We start from the raw sequence: 23270 nt of genomic DNA, 5'->3' as shown, positions 1-23270 counted from the left end.
ACTTCATGCAAAATCAAATCGGCGCACCAAAGCAGAGGCTCACCCTCAGCGACCCTAAAGTGCGTGCGTGGCTATTCCAGATCATCACGATTGTCGCGGTGCTCTTCATGGGTTGGTATCTGTTCGATAACACCCAAACAAACCTTCAACATCGCGGTATTACCTCCGGTTTCGGTTTTCTTGAGCGCAGTGCCGGTTTCGGCATTGCTCAGCACTTGATTCCTTATGTCGAATCGGACAGTTATTCGCGGGTGTTCGTCATTGGCTTGCTCAACACCTTGTTGGTGACCTTCATCGGGGTTGTGCTCGCGACGCTGCTGGGCTTCATCGTCGGTGTCTCCCGTTTGTCGTCGAACTGGATGATCAACAAACTGGCGACGGTCTACGTCGAGGTTTTCCGTAACATTCCACCTTTGCTGCAGATTCTGTTCTGGTACTTCGCCGTGTTCCTGACCATGCCAGGGCCTCGCAACAGTCATAGCATTGGCGGTATGTTCTTTTTCAGCAACCGCGGCTTGAACATGCCGGGCGCGTCCTTGACCGACGCCTTCTGGCCGTTCGTGGGCAGTGTGGTCGTGGCGATCATCGCCATCGTGCTTATGGCGCGCTGGGCGACCAAACGCTTCGAAGCCACCGGTGTACCTTTTCACAAGGTTTATGTCGGCATCGCATTGTTCTTTGTGATTCCTGCGCTGGACGTGCTGATCTTCGGCAATCCGCTGCACTGGGAAATGCCGGAACTCAAGGGCTTCAACTTCGTCGGTGGCTGGGTGATGATCCCGGAACTGCTGGCACTGCTCATTGCCTTGACCGTGTACACCGCGGCGTTCATCGCCGAGATCGTGCGTTCCGGGATCAAGTCGGTGAGCCATGGCCAGACCGAGGCTGCTCGCTCGCTGGGCCTGCGTCCTGGTCCGACCCTGAACAAGGTGATCATTCCTCAAGCGCTGCGGGTGATCATTCCACCGCTGACCAGCCAATACCTGAACCTGGCGAAGAACTCTTCGCTCGCAGCCGGTATCGGTTACCCGGAAATGGTGTCGTTGTTTGCCGGTACGGTGCTCAATCAGACCGGGCAGGCCATCGAAGTCATTGCCATCACCATGAGCGTGTACCTGGCGATCAGTATCAGCATTTCGCTGCTGATGAACTGGTACAACAAGCGCATTGCGCTGATCGAGCGGTGAGGAAATGCACATGACGACTCATACTTTCAAACCCGACATGGCGCCACCCAAGTTAAGCGTGGGCGCTGTGGCGTGGATGCGGACCAACCTGTTCTCCAGTTGGATCAATACCCTCCTGACGCTGTTTGCTATCTATCTGGTCTGGCTGATCGTCCCTCCGTTGCTGCATTGGGCGATCTTCGATGCCAACTGGGTCGGTACTACCCGCCAGGACTGCACCAAGGCCGGCGCGTGCTGGGTGTTCATCGAGCAGCGTTTTGGCCAGTTCATGTATGGCTATTACCCGTCCGAATTGCGCTGGCGCGTAGACCTGACCGTGATCCTGGCGGTCATCGGTGTGGCCCCCTTGTTCATCAAGAAGGTCCCGCGCAAGGCCATCTACGGGCTGAGCTTTTTGGTGATCTACCCGATCGTGACGTACTTCCTGCTGCGCGGCGGCGTTTTCGGCATGACCAGCGTGGCGACCAGCGAATGGGGCGGGCTGATGTTGACCCTGGTGATCGCCATCGTGGGCATCGCCGGTGCATTGCCTTTAGGCATCGTGCTGGCGCTTGGACGGCGCTCGAACCTGCCGGCGATTCGGGTCGTTTGCGTGACCTTCATCGAGTTCTGGCGCGGTGTGCCATTGATCACCGTGCTGTTTATGTCCTCGGTGATGTTGCCGTTGTTCCTGCCTGAAGGCATGAGCTTCGACAAGTTGCTGCGGGCGCTGATCGGGGTGATTCTGTTCCAGTCGGCCTACGTCGCCGAAGTGGTGCGTGGCGGTCTGCAGGCGATTCCCAAAGGTCAGTACGAAGCGGCCGCGGCGATGGGCCTGGGTTACTGGCGCAGCATGGGCCTGGTGATCCTGCCGCAGGCGTTGAAGCTAGTGATCCCGGGGATCGTCAACACCCTGATCGCGCTGTTCAAGGACACTTCCCTGGTGATCATCATCGGCTTGTTCGACCTGCTCAACAGCGTCAAACAAGCGGCCGCCGACCCGAAATGGTTGGGTATGGCCACCGAAGGCTATGTCTTCGCGGCACTGGTGTTCTGGATCTTCTGTTTCGGCATGTCCCGCTACTCCATGCATTTGGAGCGTAGATTGGACACAGGCCACAAGCGTTAGGAGTTTTGTGATGAGTGAAGCGATCAAACAGCCTCTGGGCGCCGAAGGCATGATCCAGATGCAGGGCGTACACAAGTGGTACGGCCAGTTCCATGTATTGAAAGACATCAACCTGAACGTACGTCAGGGCGAGCGTATCGTCCTGTGCGGGCCGTCGGGTTCGGGCAAGTCGACCACCATTCGCTGCCTCAACCGTCTGGAAGAGCACCAGCAGGGTCGTATCATCGTCGACGGCACCGAGTTGACCAGCGATCTCAAGCAGATCGAAGCGATCCGTCGTGAAGTGGGCATGGTGTTCCAGCACTTCAATCTGTTCCCGCACCTGACCATCTTGCAAAACTGCACGCTGGCGCCGATGTGGGTGCGCAAGATGCCCAAGCGCCAGGCCGAAGAAATCGCCATGCACTACCTTGAGCGTGTGCGGATTCCAGAACAGGCAAACAAATTCCCGGGCCAGCTTTCCGGTGGTCAGCAACAACGGGTGGCGATTGCCCGCGCGCTGTGCATGAAGCCGAAAATCATGCTGTTCGATGAGCCGACCTCGGCCCTCGACCCGGAGATGGTCAAAGAAGTACTCGACACCATGGTCGGCCTCGCCGAAGACGGCATGACCATGCTCTGTGTCACCCACGAAATGGGCTTTGCCCGTACCGTGGCGAACCGGGTGATCTTCATGGACAAGGGTGAAATCGTCGAAGAAGCCGCGCCAAACGACTTCTTCGACAACCCGCAAAGCGACCGCACCAAGCTGTTCCTGAGCCAGATTTTGCATTGATTCAGCGGCAGGTTGCATAAAGAACCCGGGCTTAGGTCCGGGTTTTTTATGGGTCGTGAGGGGACTGATTTATTTTCAGCGCTTCATCGAAAATTAATCTGCTTTTGATTGCTTTCGTGAAAACCATCGTTTGCTTTTCCACGGAAAAGGAATTGCATAGGTATAAGCAAAGGTCATAAAAAATGATAGCCATCCCATCACTGAGTTGTCTTTTATGCCTATGAATGGGATGTATTCTTTTTCAATAAATTTCATGTGCATAAACATAAAGATAGAATTGTATATGACGACTCCCCAAAATTTAGGAGTGGAAAAATTGCTGCCGGAAAATGCAAATTTAGCCCACAATGATGGCAGGTAAAAAAGGATGCTGAGGAACGTGAATCCGGTATAGAACATAATGTTGTTCATTGTTTATCTTTTCATTCTTTCCGCATCCTATCTGCTATTACTACTTCCGTGTTCTTGCTGGACGAATACTAATGGTCATCGACGACAGTTATTTTCGCGAAAGCCACCATTTGACGTTCCTTTTGACAGGGAGCGCGAAGGCATGAGCAAATATGCAAAAAAATGCAACCCACCCAATAAGTGGATATTCTGAAATTATGTCGGGACGATGCCCCAAGAACAAAAAATCATTATTTTTAACGATATCTATGTAAGGAATGGCGAAGAGCGCATTGAATGCCAGGCAGAAATAAAGCTTGATATGGTTTAAGTCGTCCCCGGATATACGTATTTTTAGATAGTAGGCAGCGGCAATACCACCAGCAGCCAGTAAAGGGAAAAGCCAAGAAATCATTTGTCAATCTCTTGATGTATTTGCATTACTGTTTGGGCGTCGATAAATACCTCTAGGCCCATTGCGGGAGCTCCCATCTGTGTATATGACCGGACGAAGTCTGTTCGAACATATCTAAACAAGCGCCAGGCATCCGGTTTTAATACCAACCGACCAAGACTATATGCGGCCAATCCTAGATCGGTTATACCGTAGACGACATTCCCTTCGCGAACGCCGTACCCAAAGAGTTTTGCTGCTCCTTGATAGCCCTTCCTAACTAGTCCCTCTGTATCCGTACGACGCTCCTTAAGATTAATTCCGCTTTCATACACGTTATTGGCACCATGTAACATCAGCGGAACACCGACGAATGCGCACAAAGTTCCCAAAGAGGCATAGCAAATCCCACCACCTGTGACGACTTGCACAGTACCAGCGATAATTCCAGCCCCTTTTTGCGCTATATCCCAAGACTGACCTATCAAGCTGTCCTGCTCTTTCTTTATCTCCTTAAGCCCCTGCTCAGGACTTTTCACCCCCTGCTCAACATCCCTGACAATACTCCGCGCATAATAAGCAACCTCACGGTTGAATTGCAGCCGAAGTGTTCCATCCTGTAGGTATCGCGCCCCGAGCGTGCAGGCTTGGTTCATCAAGTAACTGGCCGCGTGGCTGACTTGCCAAAAATCAAAGCTGCTGGGTGTTTGGTGTTTACTTAACTGTCCCATTCGGTATCGCTCCATATACTCCACCCACTGGTTTTTGCCAGATGGTGTGTCCAGGTAATATCACGGTAGCGAATAGCAATATGCTCTTGAGCCTCCGCGTCGTTTTGCAAGATGGCATGGGGGATGTCCATGGTCAGATCAGCAATCAGGCCACCATTTATTTTGACCGTATAGAATTTTTCATAAGTGCCAGACGAAGCAATTCGGTAGAAGTTAATCTCGCAGGTGACAATTTCTCGGGTTGCTAGAGCCTGAGCCAGCAAAGGAGATGATTTGTCAATATTCTTGGTGATGACTATCGGTCGGTGTGTGGTGTGATTGACATTTCCAATGTTAGACATGTTGTGGCTGAAAGACAGCACCATTATTTCGTCCAGGTGCCCAATCTGGCACTTGTTACCAATAGAGTCCTGGCTTGAGCAGCCTGCTGAAATAAGACCTTGAGTCTTGCCCGTGATAGTCATGTAACCGTGATTAGCCATAAAGCGATTATCCTGATGAGTTTGCCGACTATTCTATTGCGAATAGTTTTGGGGGGTATGTAGGAGGTTTCCGAATTTCTTGCGCTTATTTGGGAAAACTTATGAAACGTGCATACCCCCGTTTTTTCGTCATGGACAAGGGTGAAATAGTCGAAGAAGCCGCGCCAGACGACTTCTTCGACAACCCGCAAAGCGCCCATACCAAGCTGTTCCTACGCCTGGACACAAGCGGGCTTGTAACTACGCGTCCCGCCGTGAAGGCGGTCTATCAGGCACGCCGCGTCAAGGGATTCGCAGGCAAGCCTGCTCTCATCAAGTAACCTGTAAGTCATTGGTTTTAATTAATTATCTTCGGATATTCTGGATCGACTGTGGGAGCAGGCTTGCCTGCGAAGAGGCCAGTCGTGCAAAGAAGAGCGTCATGACTTGCGGAATATTTGAGCCTGATCCAATGCATTCGCAGCGGGACGCGTAGTTGCAAGCCTGCTCTCACACAGACTGTGTGAAAACCTGGCAATTCTTGCAACGGTCTAAGAAAATGCCTTCATCGGAAGATTGGGGGCATTTTTGTGGCATACATCCAAGGCATAGCGCGCGATCAGAGCAGTCTTTTTCCGGTGTCGCTGGAAGAATCCATTCCGGTAGACCACTTGGTCAGAGTCATTGATGCCTATGTCACCCAGCTCAATCTGCGGGAGCTGGGATTCGACAAGGCTGTCCTCAAGGGCAACGGGCGCCCGCCCTATGATCCGGCAGACCTGCTCAAACTTTATCTCTACGGCTATTTCCTCAGCATCCGTTCGTCACGCCGCCTCGAAGCCGAATGCCTGCGCAACATCGAAGTCATGTGGCTGCTCAATCAGCTCGCACCTGACTTCAAAACCATCGCCGATTTCCGCAGAGACAACGGTGCCGCATTCGCCGCCATCTGCCGACTCTTCATTCTTTTTTGCCGTGAAGTGGGGCTAATCGCCGGCAAGCTGGTTGCTATCGACGGCAGCAAATTCAAAGCCGTGGCCTCCAAGCGCCGTCATATGAGCCTCAAGCACCTTAAGCGCGATGAGGAAATACTGAACAAGAAGATTACCCAGTACCTGGCGGAGCTTGATCGGGCGGACAAAGACGACGCCGATCAGCCTGTGGATAAGCAGAAAGTCAAAGCCGCTTTGGCCCGTCTGAGCAACAAACGAGACAACAACCTGACCCGTCAGCAGGTGATGAAGGCGCTGGAAGTCGAGCAGTTCATCAGCACCGAAAGCGAGGCGCGGATGATGCGGGCGCCGCAAGGCATGGCCGTGGCGTACAACGTGCAGACGGCGGTGGATGCCGAGAACGGCTTGATCCTGCACCACGAAGTGACTCAGGACGGCGATGACCGCAAACAGCTTGAACCCATGGCCAAAGCGGCTAAAGAAGTACTGCAACAGTCAGAGCTGACGGTAGTGGCCGATGCCGGATATTCCCACGGCAAACAATTCCAGGCCTGTGAAGACGCGGGTATCACGGCGTATGTGCCGCTGAATCGAACGATCAACACGCGGGGCGGGGACGTAAAATTCTTTGACCGCACCCAGTTTACGTATGAGGCCCTGGACGATCAGTACCGGTGCCCGAATGGCAAGCTACTGACGCTGACGCAACTGAATCGCGGCACGCGTATTTACCACGCACTGCCCAGTGACTGCGCCCACTGCCCGCTGAAAAGTCAGTGCACCAAGACCTCCCGCCGGAAAGTAACGCGGCATGCGCATGAGGCCGCTTTTGAGCGAATGGAGCAGCGCATGCAGGCGCATCCGGAGAAGATGGTTGAACGAAGGTCCATCGTTGAACACCCCTTCGGCAACCTCAAGCAATGGATCATGGGCAATGGACGGTTCTTGCTACGCCAACTGAAAGGCGCGCGAATAGAGATGTCGCTGGCGGTGCTTGCCTATAACTTTAAAAGGGCGATCAATGTGCTGGGTGCGCGTGAAATGATGGCGAAGATGGGCTAAGCAGCCTTTTTTTGCGCCTGACAAACGTCCCAGGACTGGCCATGGAGCGCTCAAAACGCTTTGTCCCGGCGACGTGAAAACGAACAGCGATGATTTCGGGATCAAAGGCCAAAAACCAACGCCCCGACAAGTCGGGGCGTTGGTTTGAAACATGATCGTCAGGTTTTCACACAGCCTGCACAGATTCAGAGCGAACCCAACACCGTGTTTGCTGCGCGACAGCGCAGCGTCGAAAACGCGGCGAGGCCTCTCATCAAACAACCTGTAACTGATTGAAACATAAGGGTGGGTTTTCTACAGTCTGTAGGAGCTGACTTGAACTGCGATAGGCCGGGGTCGCGTCCGACACGAAGGACCTTCCAGCGATATCGTGTCCACCCTATTTGCGACTGCTTCGCAGCCGATCGCAGACAAGTCAGCTCCTACGCCCTCCCGGGCAGAAGCGGGACCGAGTTTGCTGCGCGACAGCGCGGCGTCGAAGACGGGGCGGGGCCTCCCACAGACAGTTGAAAGTGTGTGTGCAATCCCGCCCCAAACTTGTGTTCTCTGCCGATCTACAACAGGATGCCCAGCCAGCCTATAAATCCTGACCAGATAATCAAATGACGACCCAGTTGCCTCAGGCGAGCACCCTCCAAGCCAATGCTTCCTTGCCTCACGAGCTCGATGAGTTGCTGATCGATGCCGAGGCCGACGATGAACAGGTGCAACAAAGCCACCCGGTATTGAAGCGTCCCTGGTTGCTGCTACTGGGTCTGGTGCTGGTGGCCTTGAACCTGCGTCCGGCGCTGTCGAGCATGGCGCCGCTGCTCAGCGACGTGTCGAAAAGCCTCGGGTTGTCGGCGGCCAAAGCCGGGTTGCTGACCACCTTGCCGGTGCTGTGTCTGGGCTTGTTCGCGCCGATGGCACCGCTGCTGGCACGGCGCTTTGGCAGTGAGCGTGTGGTGCTGGGCATTCTGCTGACCCTGGCGGGCGGCATCATCCTGCGCAGCTCATTCGGGGAAGCCGGACTGTTCGCCGGCAGCATTCTGGCCGGGGCCAGCATCGGCATCATCGGCGTGTTGCTGCCGGGCATCGTCAAACGCGATTTCGCCAAACAGGCCGGGACCATGACCGGCGTTTACACCATGGCCCTGTGTCTGGGTGCAGCGATGGCGTCGGGCTCGACCGTGCCGTTGAGTCAGCACTTCGATGACAGCTGGTCCATGGGCCTCGGTTTCTGGGTGATCCCGGCGCTGGTCGCGGCGGTATTCTGGTTGCCCCAGGCGCATCAGGGGCACGGCTTGCATCAAGTCGCCTACCGTGTGCGCGGATTGCTGCGTGATCCGCTGGCCTGGCACGTCACCTTTTATATGGGCCTGCAATCATCGCTGGCCTATATCGTGTTCGGTTGGTTGCCATCGATTCTGATCGGTCGTGGCCTGTCGCCGACCCAGGCAGGTCTGGTGCTGTCCGGTTCGATCATGGTGCAACTGATCAGTGCCCTGACTGCGCCTTGGCTGGCGACACGCGGCAAGGACCAGCGTCTGGCGATTTTGATCGTGATGCTGCTGACGCTCGGCGGCTGTTTCGGTTGCCTGTACGCGCCGCTCGACGGTCTGTGGGGCTGGGCCATTGTGCTGGGCCTGGGGCAGGGTGGCACCTTCAGCCTGGCGCTGACTTTGATCGTGCTGCGCTCGCGGGATGCCCATGTCGCGGCCAATCTGTCGAGCATGGCTCAAGGTTTCGGTTACACACTGGCCTCCCTGGGACCGTTCGCGGTGGGCATCATCCATGACCTGACGGGGGGCTGGAATGCCGTGGGCTGGGTCTTCGGTGTGCTCGGTCTGGGGGCCACCGTCTTCGGGCTGGGTGCCGGGCGCGCACGGTATGTACAGGTCACCAGCGAGAAAGTCTGACTGCCGGTATTCCCGAGGCTAATGCCGATGGTCAGGTACTGGATTGCCGACTATCGTGCACGCATCTTTCTTTCCTATAGGGCTGCTACATGAGCGATGCCAACAGCGCGGTGATCACTGAGTTCTACCAGGCCTTCAACCGGCTGGATGCCGAGGCCATGAGTGCCTGTTACACCGAGGATGTAGTGTTCAGTGATCCCGTGTTTGGCGAGCTGCGCAGTCGGCAAGCCGGTGATATGTGGCGCATGTTGACCTCGCGGGCCAAGGACTTTTCCGTGACCTTCGACAACGTGCGCGCCGATGAACGAACCGGCGGTGCCCATTGGGTCGCGACCTACCTGTTCACCCAGACCGGCAACACCGTGGTCAACGATATCCAGGCGCGCTTTGTGTTTCGCGACGGCAAGATCTGCGAGCACCACGACCACTTCGACCTGTGGCGCTGGTCGCGTCAGGCGCTGGGCACCAAAGGCCTGCTGCTGGGTTGGACGCCGCTGGTGCAGAACGCGATCCGGGCGCAGGCGCAGAAGGGATTGAAAGTCTTTCAGGCCGGACGAGGGGACTGATTTATTTTCAGCGCTTCATCGAAAATCAATCTGTCCCCGTCCTGGCTCCTGATCTCAAAAGCGTTGGGGACAGATTGGTTTTTAAAAAAGCGCAAAAACAAATCAGTCCCCTCACGTAGTACTGCACACGTAGTATTTATCTAAGCTTTTTTGTGCGCCGCTATCGATACCGTCACTTCCTTATTGTTCAGCAGTAAGGAAAGTGCGACATGACCATCACCCCGATTTCACCGACGCTCGAACGGCTACAGCAACAATTCAAGCAAGACCCGGTGCTTGAACTCATCCAGAAAAACCTGCCTCCCGCCTTCGTCCAGGCTTCGCCTCAAGCGCAACAAGACTACTGCCGCGCGCTGTTGGCCAGTCGGCTGGCCAAGGCCAAACTGAAACAGCTACTCAAACCGCTCAAGGGCCTGACCGAGTTTGCCGCGCCACTGCTGAGCAAGGCGCTGGACGACCGATTCGGGCCAGGCCTCGACATCACGAACGACACGCTGGCGACCAAAGCTCTTCGCTTTAAGGAGTTGTCACTCTTGGAAGCGGCCCTGCATAACTTTGAGGCGAAAGAGTCCGTGGCAGGCGGCTTGCGGGCTGACTTGGTTCTCCGGGGCGGGATGGACCAGCCGAAAAAGATCACCCCCGAACAATTCGCCGATGTATGCCGCCATGTGAATCTGGGTCGCCAATACCAGGACCACCTCGCCAGCGTGCTCGAACCCGACGCTGCGCCGGGGGACGCTTCGGATGCCGCCCGTTTTAATGCCCGGTCGGTATTCATCCTCAACGACAAAGCCGAAATGGAGGTTTGCGCGCGCGCGGCCCTGATCAAAAAGACCATTAGCGAGGCGGCATGCTCGGCGGTGGTGGCGGTCGCCAGGCAGCAACCTGAGCCCCGGTTCAACGGCGAACTTATTCTCCTGGAGCGTCTGACGCTGTTCGACTTCGATATCCCGAGGGTAGTGCTGATCAGGCCGCAGCGTACATGGACATTTACCCAAGTGCCGCTGGTGCTGTACATACCGCAGGACCCGGTCAACCCGCTGAAGGAGTACGCCAACCTCACTGAACTGGAGGACGATCTTCGAAGCCGATTGATGGACGCGTCTTATCGTTCGTTTTTTGCGCGCTTTATCGGTGAACGAAAACGCGTCGAATTCTTCAGTCGACTAGAGCGGCATCTGTTCCCCCTCACTCCCCTCGATGGCAATCGCTGGACCACGGGCCTCTGGGAACGTTTACCGGATTACAAGGCTGATCTGGTCCTCGATACCGAGGTGATTGAAGGCAACCTGTTCAGATGGATGTACACCTATCAAATGTTCTTGCTCAAGGACAATGCTCGGTTCCTGGCCGTGCCGACCGAAGACGAAGACGCAAAAAGCCGTCAGGAACGACTCAAGTCCTGGTTGGCTATGGGCATGAATATCGCCAATGTCGCCGCCTTTTTTGTGCCGGGTCTGGGTCAGATCATGTTGGCCCTTGCGGCAGTGGATCTGGTCAGCGAGGTGTACCACGGCCTCGAAGACCTGAGCCACGGTGACCTTGAAGAGGGTCTCGATCATTTGATGGGGGCTGCCGCGAATCTTGCGTTCATGGTCGCGTTGGGCAAAGCCGCGGGTGCGGCAGAACTGCCTGAACCTGCGCCGCTGACCAGCAATCAGTTCGTGGGTCAGGTGATCCCCATCAAACTGCTTAATGGCAAGACTCGACTCTGGAAACCGGAGCTGACGCCGTTTCAGTCCTCGATGAAACTTCCCGAAGGGGCGACGCCGGATATCGAGGGTGTGTTCGAGCAGGAGGGGAAAAAGTACCTGTCGATCGATGATCAACTCTACGAAGTCCAGCACCGGCGTGACCTGAACAAATGGTCGATAAAACACCCGGACAATGGCTATCTTTTTTCTCCCGAGCTGGAGAGCAACGGCGTCGGAGCCTTCCGGCACGCAGGCGAGAAGCCGGAGCAATGGGCCAGGGACAGGCTGTTCAAGCGCCTGGGGCATTCCGTGTCGGGGCTGTCCAACGCCACCGCCGAGCAGATTCTTGCGGTGACGGAGGCCGACGAGTCGTTACTGGTCCAGGTTCATGCACAAAGTGCAGTGACGCCCGGCCAACTGAGCGACACGATCAAGCGTTTCCAACTGGATCTCCAGCTGGAGACCTTGGCAACATCGTCGACCAAGACTCGCGCTGAGCTGTTTGAACAACGCTACCGCGCCAGCGAGGTGTCCAGCGACCCCTTGGTGCAATTGCTGCAGCGCGACTTCCCTACACTGCCGTTGTCGGCGGCCGAAGATCTGCTGGCCACCTCTCTTCCTGCTGAAAGACAACAGATGCTGGAGATGGCGCGCGTTCCGCTGCGTTACGCCGAAGCCGCTGCCTGGCATGTGCGACAAACGCGACTGAACCGTGCCCTTGAAGGCTTTTACCTGAAGTCAGTCGTGAGCCCCGACACCGAAACCCTCAGCCTGCACTTATTGGAGTCCCTGCCGGGTTGGTCCGATCAGGTGCGGCTTGAAGTTCGTCAGGGTTCTGTTCATGGAGTAGTGCTCGACAGCATTGGCAGCGAACACGCCGCGGAGTTCAAGACGCTGGTCAAATTCGAGGGCGGTTATCAGGCCTTCGACGCACAGGGCCATGCACTGAACAACCTGGCTCGCGAAGGCAACAACCTGTATGACTCCATTCTGCATGCTTTGCCGGACGGGCCTCGTCGGGCGATGGGGTTCCCTCATGTCGCCCAGGGTCCGGCGCTGGCCGAAGCGCTTGCAAAGCTCGCGACCAGTGATCGCATCCGAACGGCTGGTCTGCTCGGGCAACGCGAGGAACTGCTGAAGTTCAACGCGCCCAAGCGCATGAAAGAGGGGCGTCTGGGTTATGACCTGAGCGGCAGGGGCAGGCTTTCGGGGGATATTCTCGAAGAGCACTTGCTGGACAAGATCCGTCTACTCGACCTGCAATGGCTGACCCCGGAGCAGGTTCTCGCCGACATGCGCAGCACCGGCCTGTCCAACGCGGACATCAATGCCCGATTGTCTGTGCTGATGGACGAGCGGCATGCGTTACGCAACAGCCTGTCGAACTGGGCCGAGGCCACCAGCACGTTCCCGAGCATGAGCGAAGCGCGAGTGGCAGGCAGAACCCGAATCGGTAACACGATCGAGTCCTTTTGGCAGCTCTCCAGTGTACCCATGACACCGGCGTCTTCAACGTTGAGCCTGAACGGCGTGGCCTTGTCGGATTTTCCGACGCAACTGCCGGATTTTTTCTACTCGCGTATTCAACGTCTGCAACTCGTTGATACGGTTCGCACTGTCGATCCGGTTGCTTTTCCGGCGCGTAGCCAGGCTCATCCGCACCTGTTGGAACAATTCCTGAGTCGTTTTCCACACATCACATCACTGGAGATCACACGGTCGGGGTCCGCTATTTATCGGCTGCCCAACTACTATGACCTCCCGCGCGTGATTTCAACCAGCCTGCCGCGGTTGAGAACGTTAAGCCTGATCAACCAGAATGCGTTGCTCAGCCCCAGGGATATCAACCTGTTCGGCGGATTATCCGACCTTGAGCGCCTGGATCTGAGCGGTAATTTCGTTTCGACAGAGCCCGGTGATGTCCATCTGAACCTTCAGCAGTTGAGTCTGGACCGAGCAGGCATGGCAAATTGGCCCGCGTGGCTCGACACGCTAGTGCCCGGGCAGATACGGGAGCTGTCACTTGTCGACAATCACATCACCCACTTGCCTGATCATCTATTGAGCAATCCGCTCAACCCGCAACACACGACGGCTGTCTCGCTCCAGGGCAATCGATTACCCCGCAGTACCATCATTGAAGCTCGCCTTCGCGAAGCGGGGCCCAATCGCTCATTCCGGTTCAGTCTGGATATTCCTGCCGACCTCCAGTCGCAGTTGGAGACATTGCTGGACGAGCAGGCCGCATTAGACGATGCATTGCGTGATTGGCCAGCTGCCTCGAGCTCGACGGCGCCTTTGAGCGAGGCGACAGTGCAGTCCAGAAGACAGATCGGTGACACCGTGATGAGGCATTGGCGTAATACCGTTACAGGGCAAGCGTCGCTGCCGGTACGCCTGGAGTCCATCGAGCTGGCCGACTTTCCGCGGCTATTGCCCGAAACCTTTTATCGCAACGTCAACGGCATCGAACTGCGCAATGTGGCGGCCAGTGTGGAGCAGCTCAGTCAGTTCCTTCGACAGTTTCAGCAGCTCACCAGTCTCGACATCGTGGGCCATGTTCCGCCGTTAGTTACGCCTCCCCAAGTATTGGCCGAGCTGCCCAACCTCAGGGAATTGGGGCTGGTGAATCAGGGCATGCTGTTGGACCAACAGGCCATGGAATTCGTCAGTCGCTTGAGCAGGGTGGTGCATCTTGATCTGAGCGGCAATCGAATGGGGCAGGTTGTAGATTCGCCGGTGTTGAGAGACCACTTTTGGCAGTCACTGGCGCTGGACAATACCGGATTGCAACACTGGCCTGAATGGCTCACCGAATTGCTGCCGGGAAACATCAGTTCGTTGTCACTGGCGCGGAATCAAATCACTGAACTACCGACGGAAATCCTCGATAACCCCTATAACGATTGGTCGCATACTGAGATATCGTTGGAAGGTAATCCATTGTCAGGGGAAACGATGATAGCGGCTCATGTCTCTGACTACGGGAACCGTAGATCCTTCAGTTTCTATATGGATTTACCGGACGATATCCTGAGCATGCCGACTGAAAGGACCTCCTCGGAATCGGATGCTTCGGAACATGGACATGCCGCTGTCAGTCCGGTCGCTGTCAACCCGGCGCTATGGATCGTGGGTTCAAGCGAACAAGTCGTCGCGCGACGGGCCTTGTGGGACCAGCTCGAAACGGCTGACGATGCGCCCTTCTTCATGGCATTGATCGGTCGTCTGCAGGAGTCAGCCGATTTTCAGAGGGCGCGTGACGCACTGACTCATCGGGTCTGGCACATTCTCGGCGCCGCAGCCCAAGACGCGGAGCTGCGTGCGCTGCTCAACGCCATGGCCGAAGAAGCCATTGCCAGCCGAACCTGCGGCGACGGTGTCAGGCTGGAGTTCAATCAGATGGAAGTGCAGGTATTCACCCGTGATTCGCTGCGTGACGTGGTGCCTGCCGAGCGAGGCTCAACGCTTTATCGACTCATGCGACGGTTGTTCCGCCTGGATGAAGTCGATCGTTTCGCACGCCGCAATACGCGTAACCGAGATGAAGCAGAGGTGCGGCTGTCCTACCGTCTGGGCCTGGCAGAGCGGCTGGATTTACCGCTTCCTCCCGGAAACATGCTTTATCGAACGTTGGCCGGCGTTACCAACGAAGAGCTGCTCGACGTTCAGGCCAGTGTGTTGGAGAGCCAGAATGGCGAAGCATTTCTGAGCGCCGCCGCGAACCGCGACTTCTGGACTGTCTATCTCCGAGAAGAATACTCCCTGGAGTTCACGCAGCTGCAGGCCGGCTTTGAGCTGAAGCGAGTACAGCTGGAAGACCAGTTCCCCGAGATCAACGATGAATATCTGGAGTGGGCCAAGGCCCTGGATACTCAACAAAAAGAGAAGGAGTTGAACCTGATCAAACAACTGACTCATCGCGAGGGTGTCAGGTACAACGAATAAGGTTTGGGTGCCCTTGAAGCCTGCTTCCACAAAAGTGGGAGCAGGCTTGCCTGCGAATGGCCTGATGGGATGTGTCTGTTAGAATCGCCCAGCCCATTTTTGTCGACAGGCGCCATGCCAGAATCACTCTCTACTGCCCGCTGCGAAATACCCATAGCGACCAGCGCCGCAAAGCCCTGGTTCGTCTACCTGGTGCGCGCGGCCAACGGTTCGTTGTACTGCGGGATCAGCGATGATCCCCAGCGCCGCTTCGCCGCCCATCAACGCGGCAAGGGGGCACGGTTTTTTTATTCAAGCCCTGCCGTAGCGCTGGTGTATGTCGAGGCTTGCGTGGACAAAGGCGAGGCGTTGCGTCAGGAGCGGTTGATCAAAAAACTGAAGAAAAGCGCCAAGGAAGCACTGGCCCTGAGCATGGTTCATCTACCTCGGTGATAAGCAGGTATCAGGTGTATCGGGTAGGCTGCCAAGGGTTTGCGCGCTAAGCTGGGGTTTCCATCTCGCTTGGCGGAGTCCAGCATGTCCGAATTGATCCTGCACCATTACTCCACGTCGCCGTTCTCCGAAAAAGCCCGCTTGATGCTGGGTTTCAAAGGGTTGTCGTGGCGGTCGGTGGTGATCTCGCCGATCATGCCCAAGCCTGATCTGACAACGCTGACCGGCGGCTATCGCAAGACACCGGTGCTGCAAGTGGGCGCGGATATCTATTGCGACACGGCGATCATCGCTCGCCGTCTGGAGCAGGAAAAAGCTTCGCCAGCGTTATTTCCCGAAGGCCAGGAATTCACGGTCGCAAGCTTCGCGGCCTGGGCCGACTCAGTGATCTTCATGCATTCCATCAGCCTGGCCTTTCAGCCAGCGTCCGTTGCTCAACGTTTCGCCAGGCTGCCACCTGAAGGCGTCAAAGCCTTCGTCACCGACCGTGCCGGGTTGTTTACGGGGGGCAACGCCGTGCGCGTTCCTCTGGAGCAGGCACAACACCAATGGCCGACATTGATGGCGCGCCTGGAGCAACAGCTCGAGCGCAACGGCGACTTCCTGTTCGGGGAGCCGTCACTGGCTGACTTCTCCATGGCCCATGGCCTGTGGTTCCTCAAGCAAGCCTCGGTTACCGCACCGTTGGTCGATGACTACCCGGCCATCGCTGCGTGGTACAAGCGCGTGGAAGGTCTGGGGCATGGCGCGTTCAAAGCGCTGGACTCGGCCGAAGCGCTGGACATCGCACGTAACGCCACACCGGCACCGCTGCCGGATGAAGACTTCACCGACCCGAACGGCTTCACCGTCGGCCAGAAAGTCGCCATCAGCGCGACGGACTATGGCGTCGACCCGGTAGAAGGCGAGTTGGTGTTCAACGGCAGCGAAGAACTGATCCTGCGTCGCGAAGACGAGCGTGCCGGTGTGGTGCATGTGCACTTTCCGCGGTTTGGGTTTCGGATCGAGGCGCGCTGAGTCCATCTTCTGTAGGAGCGGGGGGGACGCCTAGTTCTTGCCCGCGATGGACCGCGCAGCGGTCCTGGAATCAGCGAGCGCGATTCTGGCAGTAGAACTGTGTTCAGCATTTTGGGGATCGCTTCGCAATCCATCGCGGGCAAGCGCGCTCCTACACAGGCTGTGTGAAAACCCCAACAGAAAACTGAACTGCGCGTTCGTACGTCAATTCAGAAATAGATCGGCTGCTGGACAGACCTGGATTTCACGTAGGAACGCGATTTTCAGGTCGGTTTTTAATCAGTTAATCGGTCGCGGAGGTTTTCACACAGCCTGTACAGGTGAAGCTTTTACTTCAATGCCGCCAATATCGCCTCTTCACTGAATCCCCTGATCAACGTGCCATTCACATCGATCAGCGGGATGCCACGTCCACCCAACGCTTCGTAGGTCTTGCGGCCCTCAGCTGATTTCTCGATATCGAACTCTTTGTACGGGATGCCCTTGCTGTCGAGGAAGCGTCGGGTCTGTTTGCAGTAGCCGCACCAGTCGGTGGCGTACAGGGTGACCCTGGCCTGCGCCTGGCTTTGCGTCGCCACGGCGGAGGATGGGTTGAAGAAGTGTTCGATCTTGCCCCAGTTCTGGTAGGCCACAACCACCAGCATGATCAAGACGAACTTCTTCAGCGTGCGCATGAGCATGGGGGCTTACCGCCGTTTCAACTGGTCGGTCAATTGGGTCGGCAGGCCCTTGATGATCAAGGTGCCCGCTTCTTCGTCGTATTCGATCTTGTCGCCCAGCAGATGGGCTTCAAAGCTGATCGACAGGCCCTCTGCGCGGCCGGTGAAGCGCCGGAACTGGTTGAGGGTGCGCTTGTCCGCCGGGATCTCCGGCGACAGGCCGTAGTCCTTGTTGCGGATGTGTTCGTAGAACGCCCGTGGCCGCTCTTCGTCGATCAACCCGGAAAGTTCTTCCAGGCCCATAGGCTCACCCATCTTGCTCTGGCTGCTGGCGTAGTCCACCAGGGTCTTGGTTTTTTCGCGGGCGGACTCTTCCGGCAGGTCTTCGCTTTCGACGAAGTCGCTGAACGCTTTGAGCAGGGTGCGGGTTTCACCCGGGCCGTCGACACCTTCCTGGCAACCAATGAAGTCGCGGAAGTATTCAGAAACCTTTTTCCCGTTCTTACCCTTGATGAAGGAAATGTACTGCCTGGACTGCTTGTTGTTCTGCCATTCGGAAATATTGACCCGTGCGGCCAGATGCAATTGGCCCAGGTCCAGATGGCGCGAGGGCGTCACATCCAGGTCGGCATTCACCGCCACGCCTTCGCTGTGGTGCAGCAGGGCGATGGCCAGGTAGTCGGTCATGCCTTGCTGATAGTGGGCGAACAAGACGTGACCACCGACCGAGAGGTTGGATTCTTCCATCAGCTTTTGCAGATGCTCGACCGCGATCCGGCTGAACGCGGTGAAGTCCTTGCCGCCATCCAGGTACTCCTTCAGCCAGCCGCTGAACGGGTGCGCGCCGGATTCGGCGTGGAAAAAGCCCCAGGCCTTGCCTTGCTTGGCGTTGTAGCTCTCGTTGAGGTCGGCGAGCATGTTCTCGATGGCCTGGGACTCGGCGAGTTCGGAGTCGCGTGCGTGGAGGACTGCTGGCGTACCGTCGGGTTTTTTGTCGATCAGGTGGACGATGCAATGACGGATCGGCATGGGCTTCTCGGCTGGGGTAATCGGAGTATGAAGAGCGGCGTGGGAGCCTGCGCTCAATTCAAAGTCGGCAAGTGTAACGCACCTTGGGCACTGCAGATGTGTCCCGCAAGCCCCGGTTTTTCGCCTGAATCGGGCATTTCCCCGGCATTTTTCACGCGATAGCACTCTAAAGCTGACCAAATGGGTAGGTAGGTGCGGATATTTGATCGTCTCTGTGCTAGTTTTGCCCGGTCTTGCGCATCTGAAGAGCGCTGAGCATGCAGTTTGTACGCGTCAGGTCGAACCAAAGTCCGATTTCAGTATCTACATTTCGCGATTAATCGTGGCTGCAACTGGAGGGCCAGGTACATTGCCTGGCCCCAGGCCGACGCCTCATTCTGCAATCCACATGAATTTGATAGGGAAGGAACACCACCATGGCAATGACTAAAGACCAACTGATCTCCGATATCGCTGAAGCCATCGACGCGCCGAAAACCACCGCGCGCAACGCTCTCGATCAACTGGGTCAAATCGTTGCTGATCAATTGGAAAATGGCGGCGAAATCACTTTGCCAGGTATCGGCAAACTGAAAATCACCGAGCGTCCAGCTCGCACTGGCCGTAACCCATCGACTGGCGCAGCCATCGAAATCGCTGCCAAGAAAGTCGTCAAGTTCGTACCGGCCAAAAGCCTGAGCGACTCGGTTAACAAGTAAGCATCTGCTTGCTGTAAAAAAGCCGTGCTCCGGATCACTCCGGGCACGGCTTTTTTGTGTCCGCTATTCGCAGGCAAGCCTGCTCCCACAGGGTATGTGATCTTCTGTGGGAGCAGGCTTGCCTGCGAATGGCTCGACGCGGTGCGTCAGCCTTTCGCCGCCGCCCAGCGCGTCTCACGCCAGATCCGCTGCTGCGTGTTGTCGAGAAAAGTCCAGGCCACGAAGCGGCTTTGCTTCTGACCCTGCGACATCTCAACCACGCGACTGTCGAAAACCCCGGCTTTCTTCAGCGTGCTCCGAATCGTCGGCAAGTTCGAAGCCTTCGACACCAGGGTGCTGAACCAGAACACCTGACGCGCCACCTGTTTGCTTTCGTTGATCAGTTGCGTGACGAAGCCGATCTCGCCGCCTTCGCACCACAACTCCTGCGACTGCCCACCGAAATTCAGCACCGGCAATTTACGCTTGGGATCAGCTTTGCCCAGGGCGCGCCATTTGCGTTGGCTGCCACGTTGCGCTTCGTCCAGGGACGAGTGGAACGGCGGGTTGCACAGGCTCACGTCAAAGCGTTCGTCGCTGTGTAGCAGGTCCAGCAGGATCTGCTGGCGATTGCCCTGCAGGCGCAGGCTGATGGCCTTCTGCAGGCCATTGGACTTGACGATAGCGGTCGCGGCGGCAACGGCGGTGGGATCAATCTCCGAGCCGAGGAACTGCCAGCCGTAATCGCTGTGGCCGATCAGGGGATAGACGCAGTTGGCGCCCATGCCGATGTCCAGCGCCTTGATCGAAGCGCCACGGGGAATCACACCCTCATTCTTCTCAGCCAACAGGTCGGCGAGGAAGTGCAGGTAATCAGCACGGCCCGGGATCGGCGGGCACAGATAGTCTGCCGGAATGTCCCAATGGGCGATGCCGTAGAACGACTTGAGCAGCGCGCGGTTGAACACGCGGACGGCGGTCGGGTTGGCAAAGTCGATACTTTCCTTGCCGTATGGGTTGATCACCACGAACTGCGCCAGCTCCGGGCTGCTTTTGATCAGTTTCGGAAAGTCGTAACGGCCCTGGTGGCGGTTGCGCGGGTGCAGCGTGGCTTTGGGTTTGTCTGGGGTTGTCATGGCATTCGATTCTGTGGGTGCAGGTGCATCACGCTGTAGGAGCGCGCTTGCCCGCGATTGCTATAGATCAGGCACCGCGTTTTATGATCAAAACCTTCGGTGTCAGGGCTGGCCATATCGCGGGCAAGCGCGCTCCTACAGAGAAGCTGGCCCGCGAACGAGCCAGCGTTGATGTCGCCCTTACAAACTGGCGATGCGTGCGTGTTGCTCAGCCAGTTTGCCCAGCGCCTGTTCGGCTTCGGTCAGCTTGCTGCGTTCCTTGGCGATGACGTCAGGCGGTGCCTTGTCAACGAAGGCGGCGTTGGACAGCTTGCCGCCCACACGTTGCACTTCGCCCTGCAGACGCTGGATTTCCTTGTCCAGACGCGCCAGTTCAGCAGCCTTGTCGATCAGGCCCGCCATCGGCACCAGCACTTCCATCTCACCCACCAGCGCCGTGGCGGACAGCGGCGCTTCTGCGCCAGCAGCCAATACGGTGATGGATTCGAGCTTGGCCAGTTTTTTCAATAGGTGGTCGTTTTCGTCCAGGCGACGCTGATCTTCGGCGTTGACGTTCTTGAGGAACAATTGCAGCGGCTTGCCTGGGCCGATGTTCATTTCCCCACGAATGTTGCGGGTGCCGAGCATCAGGCCCTTGAGCCATTCGATGTCGTCTTCGGCGGCCTGATCGATGCGCGTTTCGTTGGCCACGGGCCACGGTTGCAGCATGATCGTCTTGCCGCTCACGCCAGCCAATGGTGCCAGGCGCTGCCAGATTTCTTCGGTGATGAAGGGCATGAACGGATGAGCCAGACGCAGCGCCACTTCCAGTACGCGAACCAGCGTGCGACGGGTGCCGCGCTGACGCTCGATCGGTGCGGTTTCGTCCCACAGCACAGGTTTGGACAGTTCCAGGTACCAGTCGCAATACTGGTTCCAGATGAACTCGTACAAGGCCTGGGCGGCGAGGTCGAAACGGAACTGGTCGAGTTGACGGGTCACTTCGGCTTCGGTGCGTTGCAGCTGCGAGATGATCCAACGATCCGCCAGCGACAGCTCCACGGCTTCGCCGTTCTGGCCACAGTCTTCGCCCTTGTCCAGAACGTAGCGTGCCGCGTTCCAGATCTTGTTGCAGAAGTTGCGATGGCCTTCGACGCGGCCCATGTCGAACTTGATGTCGCGGCCGGTGGAGGCCAGCGAGCAGAAGGTGAAGCGCAGGGCGTCGGTGCCATAGCTGGCGATACCGTCGGCAAACTCCTGACGGGTCTGCTTCTCGATTTTCTTTGCCAGTTGCGGCTGCATCATGCCAGTGGTGCGTTTCTGCACCAGTTCTTCCAGCTCGATGCCGTCGATGATGTCCAGCGGGTCAAGAACGTTGCCCTTGGACTTGGACATCTTCTGACCCTGGCCGTCGCGCACCAGACCGTGCACGTAGACGGTCTTGAACGGAACCTGCGGCGTGCCGTCTTCGTTTTTCACCAAGTGCATGGTGAGCATGATCATCCGGGCGACCCAGAAGAAAATGATGTCAAAGCCGGTGACCAGCACGTCGGTGGAGTGGAACTTCTTCAGGAACTCGGTCTGTTGTGGCCAGCCCAGGGTGGAGAAGGTCCACAGGCCCGAGCTGAACCAGGTGTCGAGAACGTCGTTGTCCTGTTGCAGCGCAACGTCCGGCCCCAGATCGTGCTTGGCACGGACTTCGGCTTCATCGCGACCGACGTAGACTTTGCCCGACTCGTCGTACCAGGCCGGAATGCGGTGGCCCCACCAGAGCTGACGGCTGATGCACCAGTCCTGAATGTCGCGCATCCAGGAGAAGTACATGTTTTCGTATTGCTTGGGCACAAAGGCGATGCGGCCATCTTCCACGGCGGCGATGGCGGGTTCCGCCAGCGGCTTGGTGGAGACGTACCACTGATCGGTGAGCCACGGCTCGATGATGGTCCCGGAGCGGTCGCCCTTGGGCACTTTCAGTGCGTGATCATCGACGCTCACCAGCAAACCGAGGGCATCGAACTCAGCGACGATCTGCTTGCGCGCTGCGAAGCGATCGAGGCCGGCATAAAAGGCGGGCAGGGTGCCATCGACCTGCTCATTGAGCGTGCCGTCGATGTTGAACACTTGCGCGACAGGCAATACGGCGGCGTTCTTGTCGAAAATATTCAGCAGCGGCAGGTTGTGGCGCTTGCCGACTTCATAGTCGTTGAAGTCGTGGGCCGGGGTGATTTTTACGCAGCCGGTGCCGAATTCGGGGTCGCAGTAATCGTCAGCGATGATCGGGATGCGCCGGCCTACCAGCGGCAGCTCGACAAACTTACCGATCAGGGCCTTGTAGCGCCCGTCTTCCGGGTTCACCGCAACGGCGGCGTCGCCGAGCATGGTTTCCGGGCGCGTGGTGGCGACGATCAGGTAATCCAGGCCATCAGCGGTTTTGACGCCGTCGGCCAGTGGATAACGCAGGTTCCACAGGTGACCTTTCTCGTCGTGGTTTTCCACTTCCAGATCGGAAATCGCTGTGTGCAGCTTGGTGTCCCAGTTGACCAGACGCTTGCCGCGATAGATCAGACCGTCTTCATGCAGGCGCACGAACGCTTCTTTCACCGCTTCCGACAGGCCGTCGTCCATGGTGAAGCGCTCGCGGCTCCAGTCCACGGATGAACCCAGGCGACGGATCTGCCGGCTGATGTTGCCGCCAGACTGGTCCTTCCATTCCCAGACTTTCTCGAGGAATTTCTCACGACCCAGGTCGTGACGGTTCAAGCCCTGGGCTTCGATCTGACGCTCCACCAGCATTTGCGTGGCGATACCGGCGTGGTCGGTGCCCGGCTGCCACAGGGTGTTGCGACCCTGCATGCGGCGGAAGCGGATCAAGGCGTCCATGATCGCGTTGTTGAAGCCGTGACCCATGTGCAGGCTGCCGGTGACGTTCGGCGGCGGAATCATGATGGTGTACGAGTCACCCGCGCCTTGCGGAGCGAAATAGTTCTCGGACTCCCAGGTCTGGTACCAGGAAGTTTCAATGGCGTGCGGCTGGTAGGTCTTATCCATGCGCGGCGGGACCCTAATAGGCATTAATTCAGGAAAGCCGGCAAGTATAGCGGGAGGGGCAGTTGCAAGCCATAAGCGGCAAGCCGCAAGCTACCAGCGGTGGGCCGGTGGCACGGAATCCTCTTG

Annotated in this window: 18 protein-coding genes and 1 pseudogene; 11 read left to right on the top strand and 8 right to left on the bottom strand. The window is 57.2% G+C overall.

The window, feature by feature from the left end:
* Positions 1-5 precede the first annotated feature (5 nt).
* Genes AC1MEE_RS20370 through AC1MEE_RS20360 form a run of 3 tightly spaced genes read left to right on the top strand, consistent with a single transcriptional unit; the run spans position 6 to position 3070 of the window.
* Entirely contained in the window at positions 6-1187 is a 1182-nt protein-coding gene (locus AC1MEE_RS20370) for an amino acid ABC transporter permease (RefSeq protein WP_480411366.1), read from the top strand.
* Between the two features lie 10 nt (positions 1188-1197).
* Positions 1198-2295 (top strand): amino acid ABC transporter permease, encoded by a 1098-nt coding sequence (locus tag AC1MEE_RS20365; protein ID WP_480411365.1) that lies wholly within the window; start codon positions 1198-1200, stop codon positions 2293-2295.
* A gap of 10 nt (positions 2296-2305) precedes the next feature.
* Positions 2306-3070 (top strand): amino acid ABC transporter ATP-binding protein, encoded by a 765-nt coding sequence (locus AC1MEE_RS20360; protein ID WP_480411364.1) that lies wholly within the window; start codon positions 2306-2308, stop codon positions 3068-3070.
* Between the two features lie 93 nt (positions 3071-3163).
* Here AC1MEE_RS20360 and AC1MEE_RS20355 read toward each other — a convergent pair whose 3' ends face one another.
* The 4 genes from AC1MEE_RS20355 to AC1MEE_RS20340 all read right to left on the bottom strand — a co-directional run bounded on the left by AC1MEE_RS20355 (position 3164) and on the right by AC1MEE_RS20340 (position 5067).
* Positions 3164-3481: a hypothetical protein gene (locus AC1MEE_RS20355; protein ID WP_480411363.1), complete on the bottom strand. Its 318-nt coding sequence runs from the start codon at positions 3479-3481 to the stop codon at positions 3164-3166.
* Between the two features lie 88 nt (positions 3482-3569).
* Complete coding sequence (locus tag AC1MEE_RS20350) at positions 3570-3875, bottom strand: hypothetical protein (RefSeq protein WP_480411362.1); 306 nt, start codon at positions 3873-3875, stop codon at positions 3570-3572.
* On the bottom strand, positions 3872-4585 hold the full coding sequence (locus tag AC1MEE_RS20345) for a DUF4225 domain-containing protein (protein ID WP_480411361.1): 714 nt from the start codon (positions 4583-4585) through the stop codon (positions 3872-3874). The genes AC1MEE_RS20350 and AC1MEE_RS20345 overlap by 4 nt, the downstream gene beginning before the upstream one ends.
* Positions 4573-5067, bottom strand: coding sequence for an Hcp family type VI secretion system effector (locus AC1MEE_RS20340; protein ID WP_480411360.1), 495 nt, complete (start codon positions 5065-5067; stop codon positions 4573-4575). Before AC1MEE_RS20340 ends, AC1MEE_RS20345 begins: the two co-directional genes overlap by 13 nt.
* A 119-nt stretch (positions 5068-5186) precedes the next feature.
* Between AC1MEE_RS20340 and glnQ the strand changes: the two are divergent.
* The 7 genes and pseudogenes from glnQ to AC1MEE_RS20305 all read left to right on the top strand — a co-directional run.
* Positions 5187-5282: pseudogene (gene glnQ, locus AC1MEE_RS20335) on the top strand (glutamine ABC transporter ATP-binding protein GlnQ); the annotation flags it as partial.
* Between the two features lie 354 nt (positions 5283-5636).
* Positions 5637-7061 (top strand): IS1182 family transposase, encoded by a 1425-nt coding sequence (locus AC1MEE_RS20330; RefSeq protein WP_480410535.1) that lies wholly within the window; start codon positions 5637-5639, stop codon positions 7059-7061.
* Between the two features lie 602 nt (positions 7062-7663).
* Positions 7664-8959 (top strand): CynX/NimT family MFS transporter, encoded by a 1296-nt coding sequence (locus AC1MEE_RS20325; protein WP_480411359.1) that lies wholly within the window; start codon positions 7664-7666, stop codon positions 8957-8959.
* 89 nt (positions 8960-9048) lie between these two features.
* Complete coding sequence (locus AC1MEE_RS20320; RefSeq protein ID WP_480411358.1) at positions 9049-9525, top strand: nuclear transport factor 2 family protein; 477 nt, start codon at positions 9049-9051, stop codon at positions 9523-9525.
* A 209-nt stretch (positions 9526-9734) separates the two neighbouring features.
* Positions 9735-15167: an NEL-type E3 ubiquitin ligase domain-containing protein gene (locus AC1MEE_RS20315; protein ID WP_480411357.1), complete on the top strand. Its 5433-nt coding sequence runs from the start codon at positions 9735-9737 to the stop codon at positions 15165-15167.
* A 114-nt stretch (positions 15168-15281) separates the two neighbouring features.
* Positions 15282-15599 carry a GIY-YIG nuclease family protein gene (locus AC1MEE_RS20310; RefSeq protein WP_480411356.1) on the top strand — a complete coding sequence of 106 codons (318 nt, stop codon included), beginning with the start codon at positions 15282-15284 and terminating at the stop codon, positions 15597-15599.
* Positions 15600-15683: 84 nt separating this feature from the next.
* A complete protein-coding gene (locus AC1MEE_RS20305) occupies positions 15684-16616 on the top strand; it encodes a glutathione S-transferase family protein (RefSeq protein WP_480411355.1) in 933 nt (310 codons plus the stop codon).
* A gap of 329 nt (positions 16617-16945) precedes the next feature.
* Here the strand turns inward: AC1MEE_RS20305 and AC1MEE_RS20300 are convergent, their stop codons facing one another.
* Together AC1MEE_RS20300 and yejK are read right to left on the bottom strand one after the other, a co-directional pair.
* Entirely contained in the window at positions 16946-17296 is a 351-nt protein-coding gene (locus AC1MEE_RS20300; protein WP_480411354.1) for a glutaredoxin domain-containing protein, read from the bottom strand.
* 6 nt (positions 17297-17302) lie between these two features.
* Positions 17303-18304 carry a nucleoid-associated protein YejK gene (yejK, locus tag AC1MEE_RS20295; RefSeq protein WP_480411353.1) on the bottom strand — a complete coding sequence of 334 codons (1002 nt, stop codon included), beginning with the start codon at positions 18302-18304 and terminating at the stop codon, positions 17303-17305.
* 416 nt (positions 18305-18720) lie between these two features.
* Here yejK and AC1MEE_RS20290 point away from each other — a divergent pair, with 416 nt between their 5' ends.
* On the top strand, positions 18721-19002 hold the full coding sequence (locus tag AC1MEE_RS20290) for an HU family DNA-binding protein (RefSeq protein WP_480411352.1): 282 nt from the start codon (positions 18721-18723) through the stop codon (positions 19000-19002).
* A 146-nt stretch (positions 19003-19148) separates the two neighbouring features.
* Here the strand turns inward: AC1MEE_RS20290 and rlmF are convergent, their stop codons facing one another.
* Positions 19149-20117, bottom strand: coding sequence for a 23S rRNA (adenine(1618)-N(6))-methyltransferase RlmF (gene rlmF, locus AC1MEE_RS20285; protein WP_480411351.1), 969 nt, complete (start codon positions 20115-20117; stop codon positions 19149-19151).
* 180 nt (positions 20118-20297) lie between these two features.
* On the bottom strand, positions 20298-23144 hold the full coding sequence (locus tag AC1MEE_RS20280) for a valine--tRNA ligase (protein WP_480411350.1): 2847 nt from the start codon (positions 23142-23144) through the stop codon (positions 20298-20300).
* Between the last annotated feature and the right edge of the window lie 126 nt (positions 23145-23270).

The sequence above is a fragment of the Pseudomonas sp. ASL3 genome (genome assembly GCF_056680425.1).
Note: the sequence above shows the minus strand (reverse complement) of the source record. Positions and strands in the feature narration are given on the sequence as shown.

Excerpts from the sequence above, each read along its gene's own strand:
- AC1MEE_RS20345 (WP_480411361.1), bottom strand. The coding sequence starts at position 4,585 with ATGGGACAGTTAAGTAAACACCAAACACCCAGCAGCTTTGATTTTTGG.
- AC1MEE_RS20340 (WP_480411360.1), bottom strand. The coding sequence starts at position 5,067 with ATGGCTAATCACGGTTACATGACTATCACGGGCAAGACTCAAGGTCTT.
- AC1MEE_RS20280 (WP_480411350.1), bottom strand. The coding sequence starts at position 23,144 with ATGGATAAGACCTACCAGCCGCACGCCATTGAAACTTCCTGGTACCAG.
- AC1MEE_RS20350 (WP_480411362.1), bottom strand. The coding sequence starts at position 3,875 with ATGATTTCTTGGCTTTTCCCTTTACTGGCTGCTGGTGGTATTGCCGCT.
- AC1MEE_RS20320 (WP_480411358.1), top strand. The coding sequence starts at position 9,049 with ATGAGCGATGCCAACAGCGCGGTGATCACTGAGTTCTACCAGGCCTTC.
- AC1MEE_RS20325 (WP_480411359.1), top strand. The coding sequence starts at position 7,664 with ATGACGACCCAGTTGCCTCAGGCGAGCACCCTCCAAGCCAATGCTTCC.
- AC1MEE_RS20300 (WP_480411354.1), bottom strand. The coding sequence starts at position 17,296 with ATGCTCATGCGCACGCTGAAGAAGTTCGTCTTGATCATGCTGGTGGTT.
- AC1MEE_RS20365 (WP_480411365.1), top strand. The coding sequence starts at position 1,198 with ATGACGACTCATACTTTCAAACCCGACATGGCGCCACCCAAGTTAAGC.
- rlmF (WP_480411351.1), bottom strand. The coding sequence starts at position 20,117 with ATGACAACCCCAGACAAACCCAAAGCCACGCTGCACCCGCGCAACCGC.
- yejK (WP_480411353.1), bottom strand. The coding sequence starts at position 18,304 with ATGCCGATCCGTCATTGCATCGTCCACCTGATCGACAAAAAACCCGAC.
- AC1MEE_RS20355 (WP_480411363.1), bottom strand. The coding sequence starts at position 3,481 with ATGAACAACATTATGTTCTATACCGGATTCACGTTCCTCAGCATCCTT.
- AC1MEE_RS20290 (WP_480411352.1), top strand. The coding sequence starts at position 18,721 with ATGGCAATGACTAAAGACCAACTGATCTCCGATATCGCTGAAGCCATC.
- AC1MEE_RS20310 (WP_480411356.1), top strand. The coding sequence starts at position 15,282 with ATGCCAGAATCACTCTCTACTGCCCGCTGCGAAATACCCATAGCGACC.
- AC1MEE_RS20370 (WP_480411366.1), top strand. The coding sequence starts at position 6 with ATGCAAAATCAAATCGGCGCACCAAAGCAGAGGCTCACCCTCAGCGAC.
- AC1MEE_RS20360 (WP_480411364.1), top strand. The coding sequence starts at position 2,306 with ATGAGTGAAGCGATCAAACAGCCTCTGGGCGCCGAAGGCATGATCCAG.
- AC1MEE_RS20305 (WP_480411355.1), top strand. The coding sequence starts at position 15,684 with ATGTCCGAATTGATCCTGCACCATTACTCCACGTCGCCGTTCTCCGAA.
- AC1MEE_RS20315 (WP_480411357.1), top strand. The coding sequence starts at position 9,735 with ATGACCATCACCCCGATTTCACCGACGCTCGAACGGCTACAGCAACAA.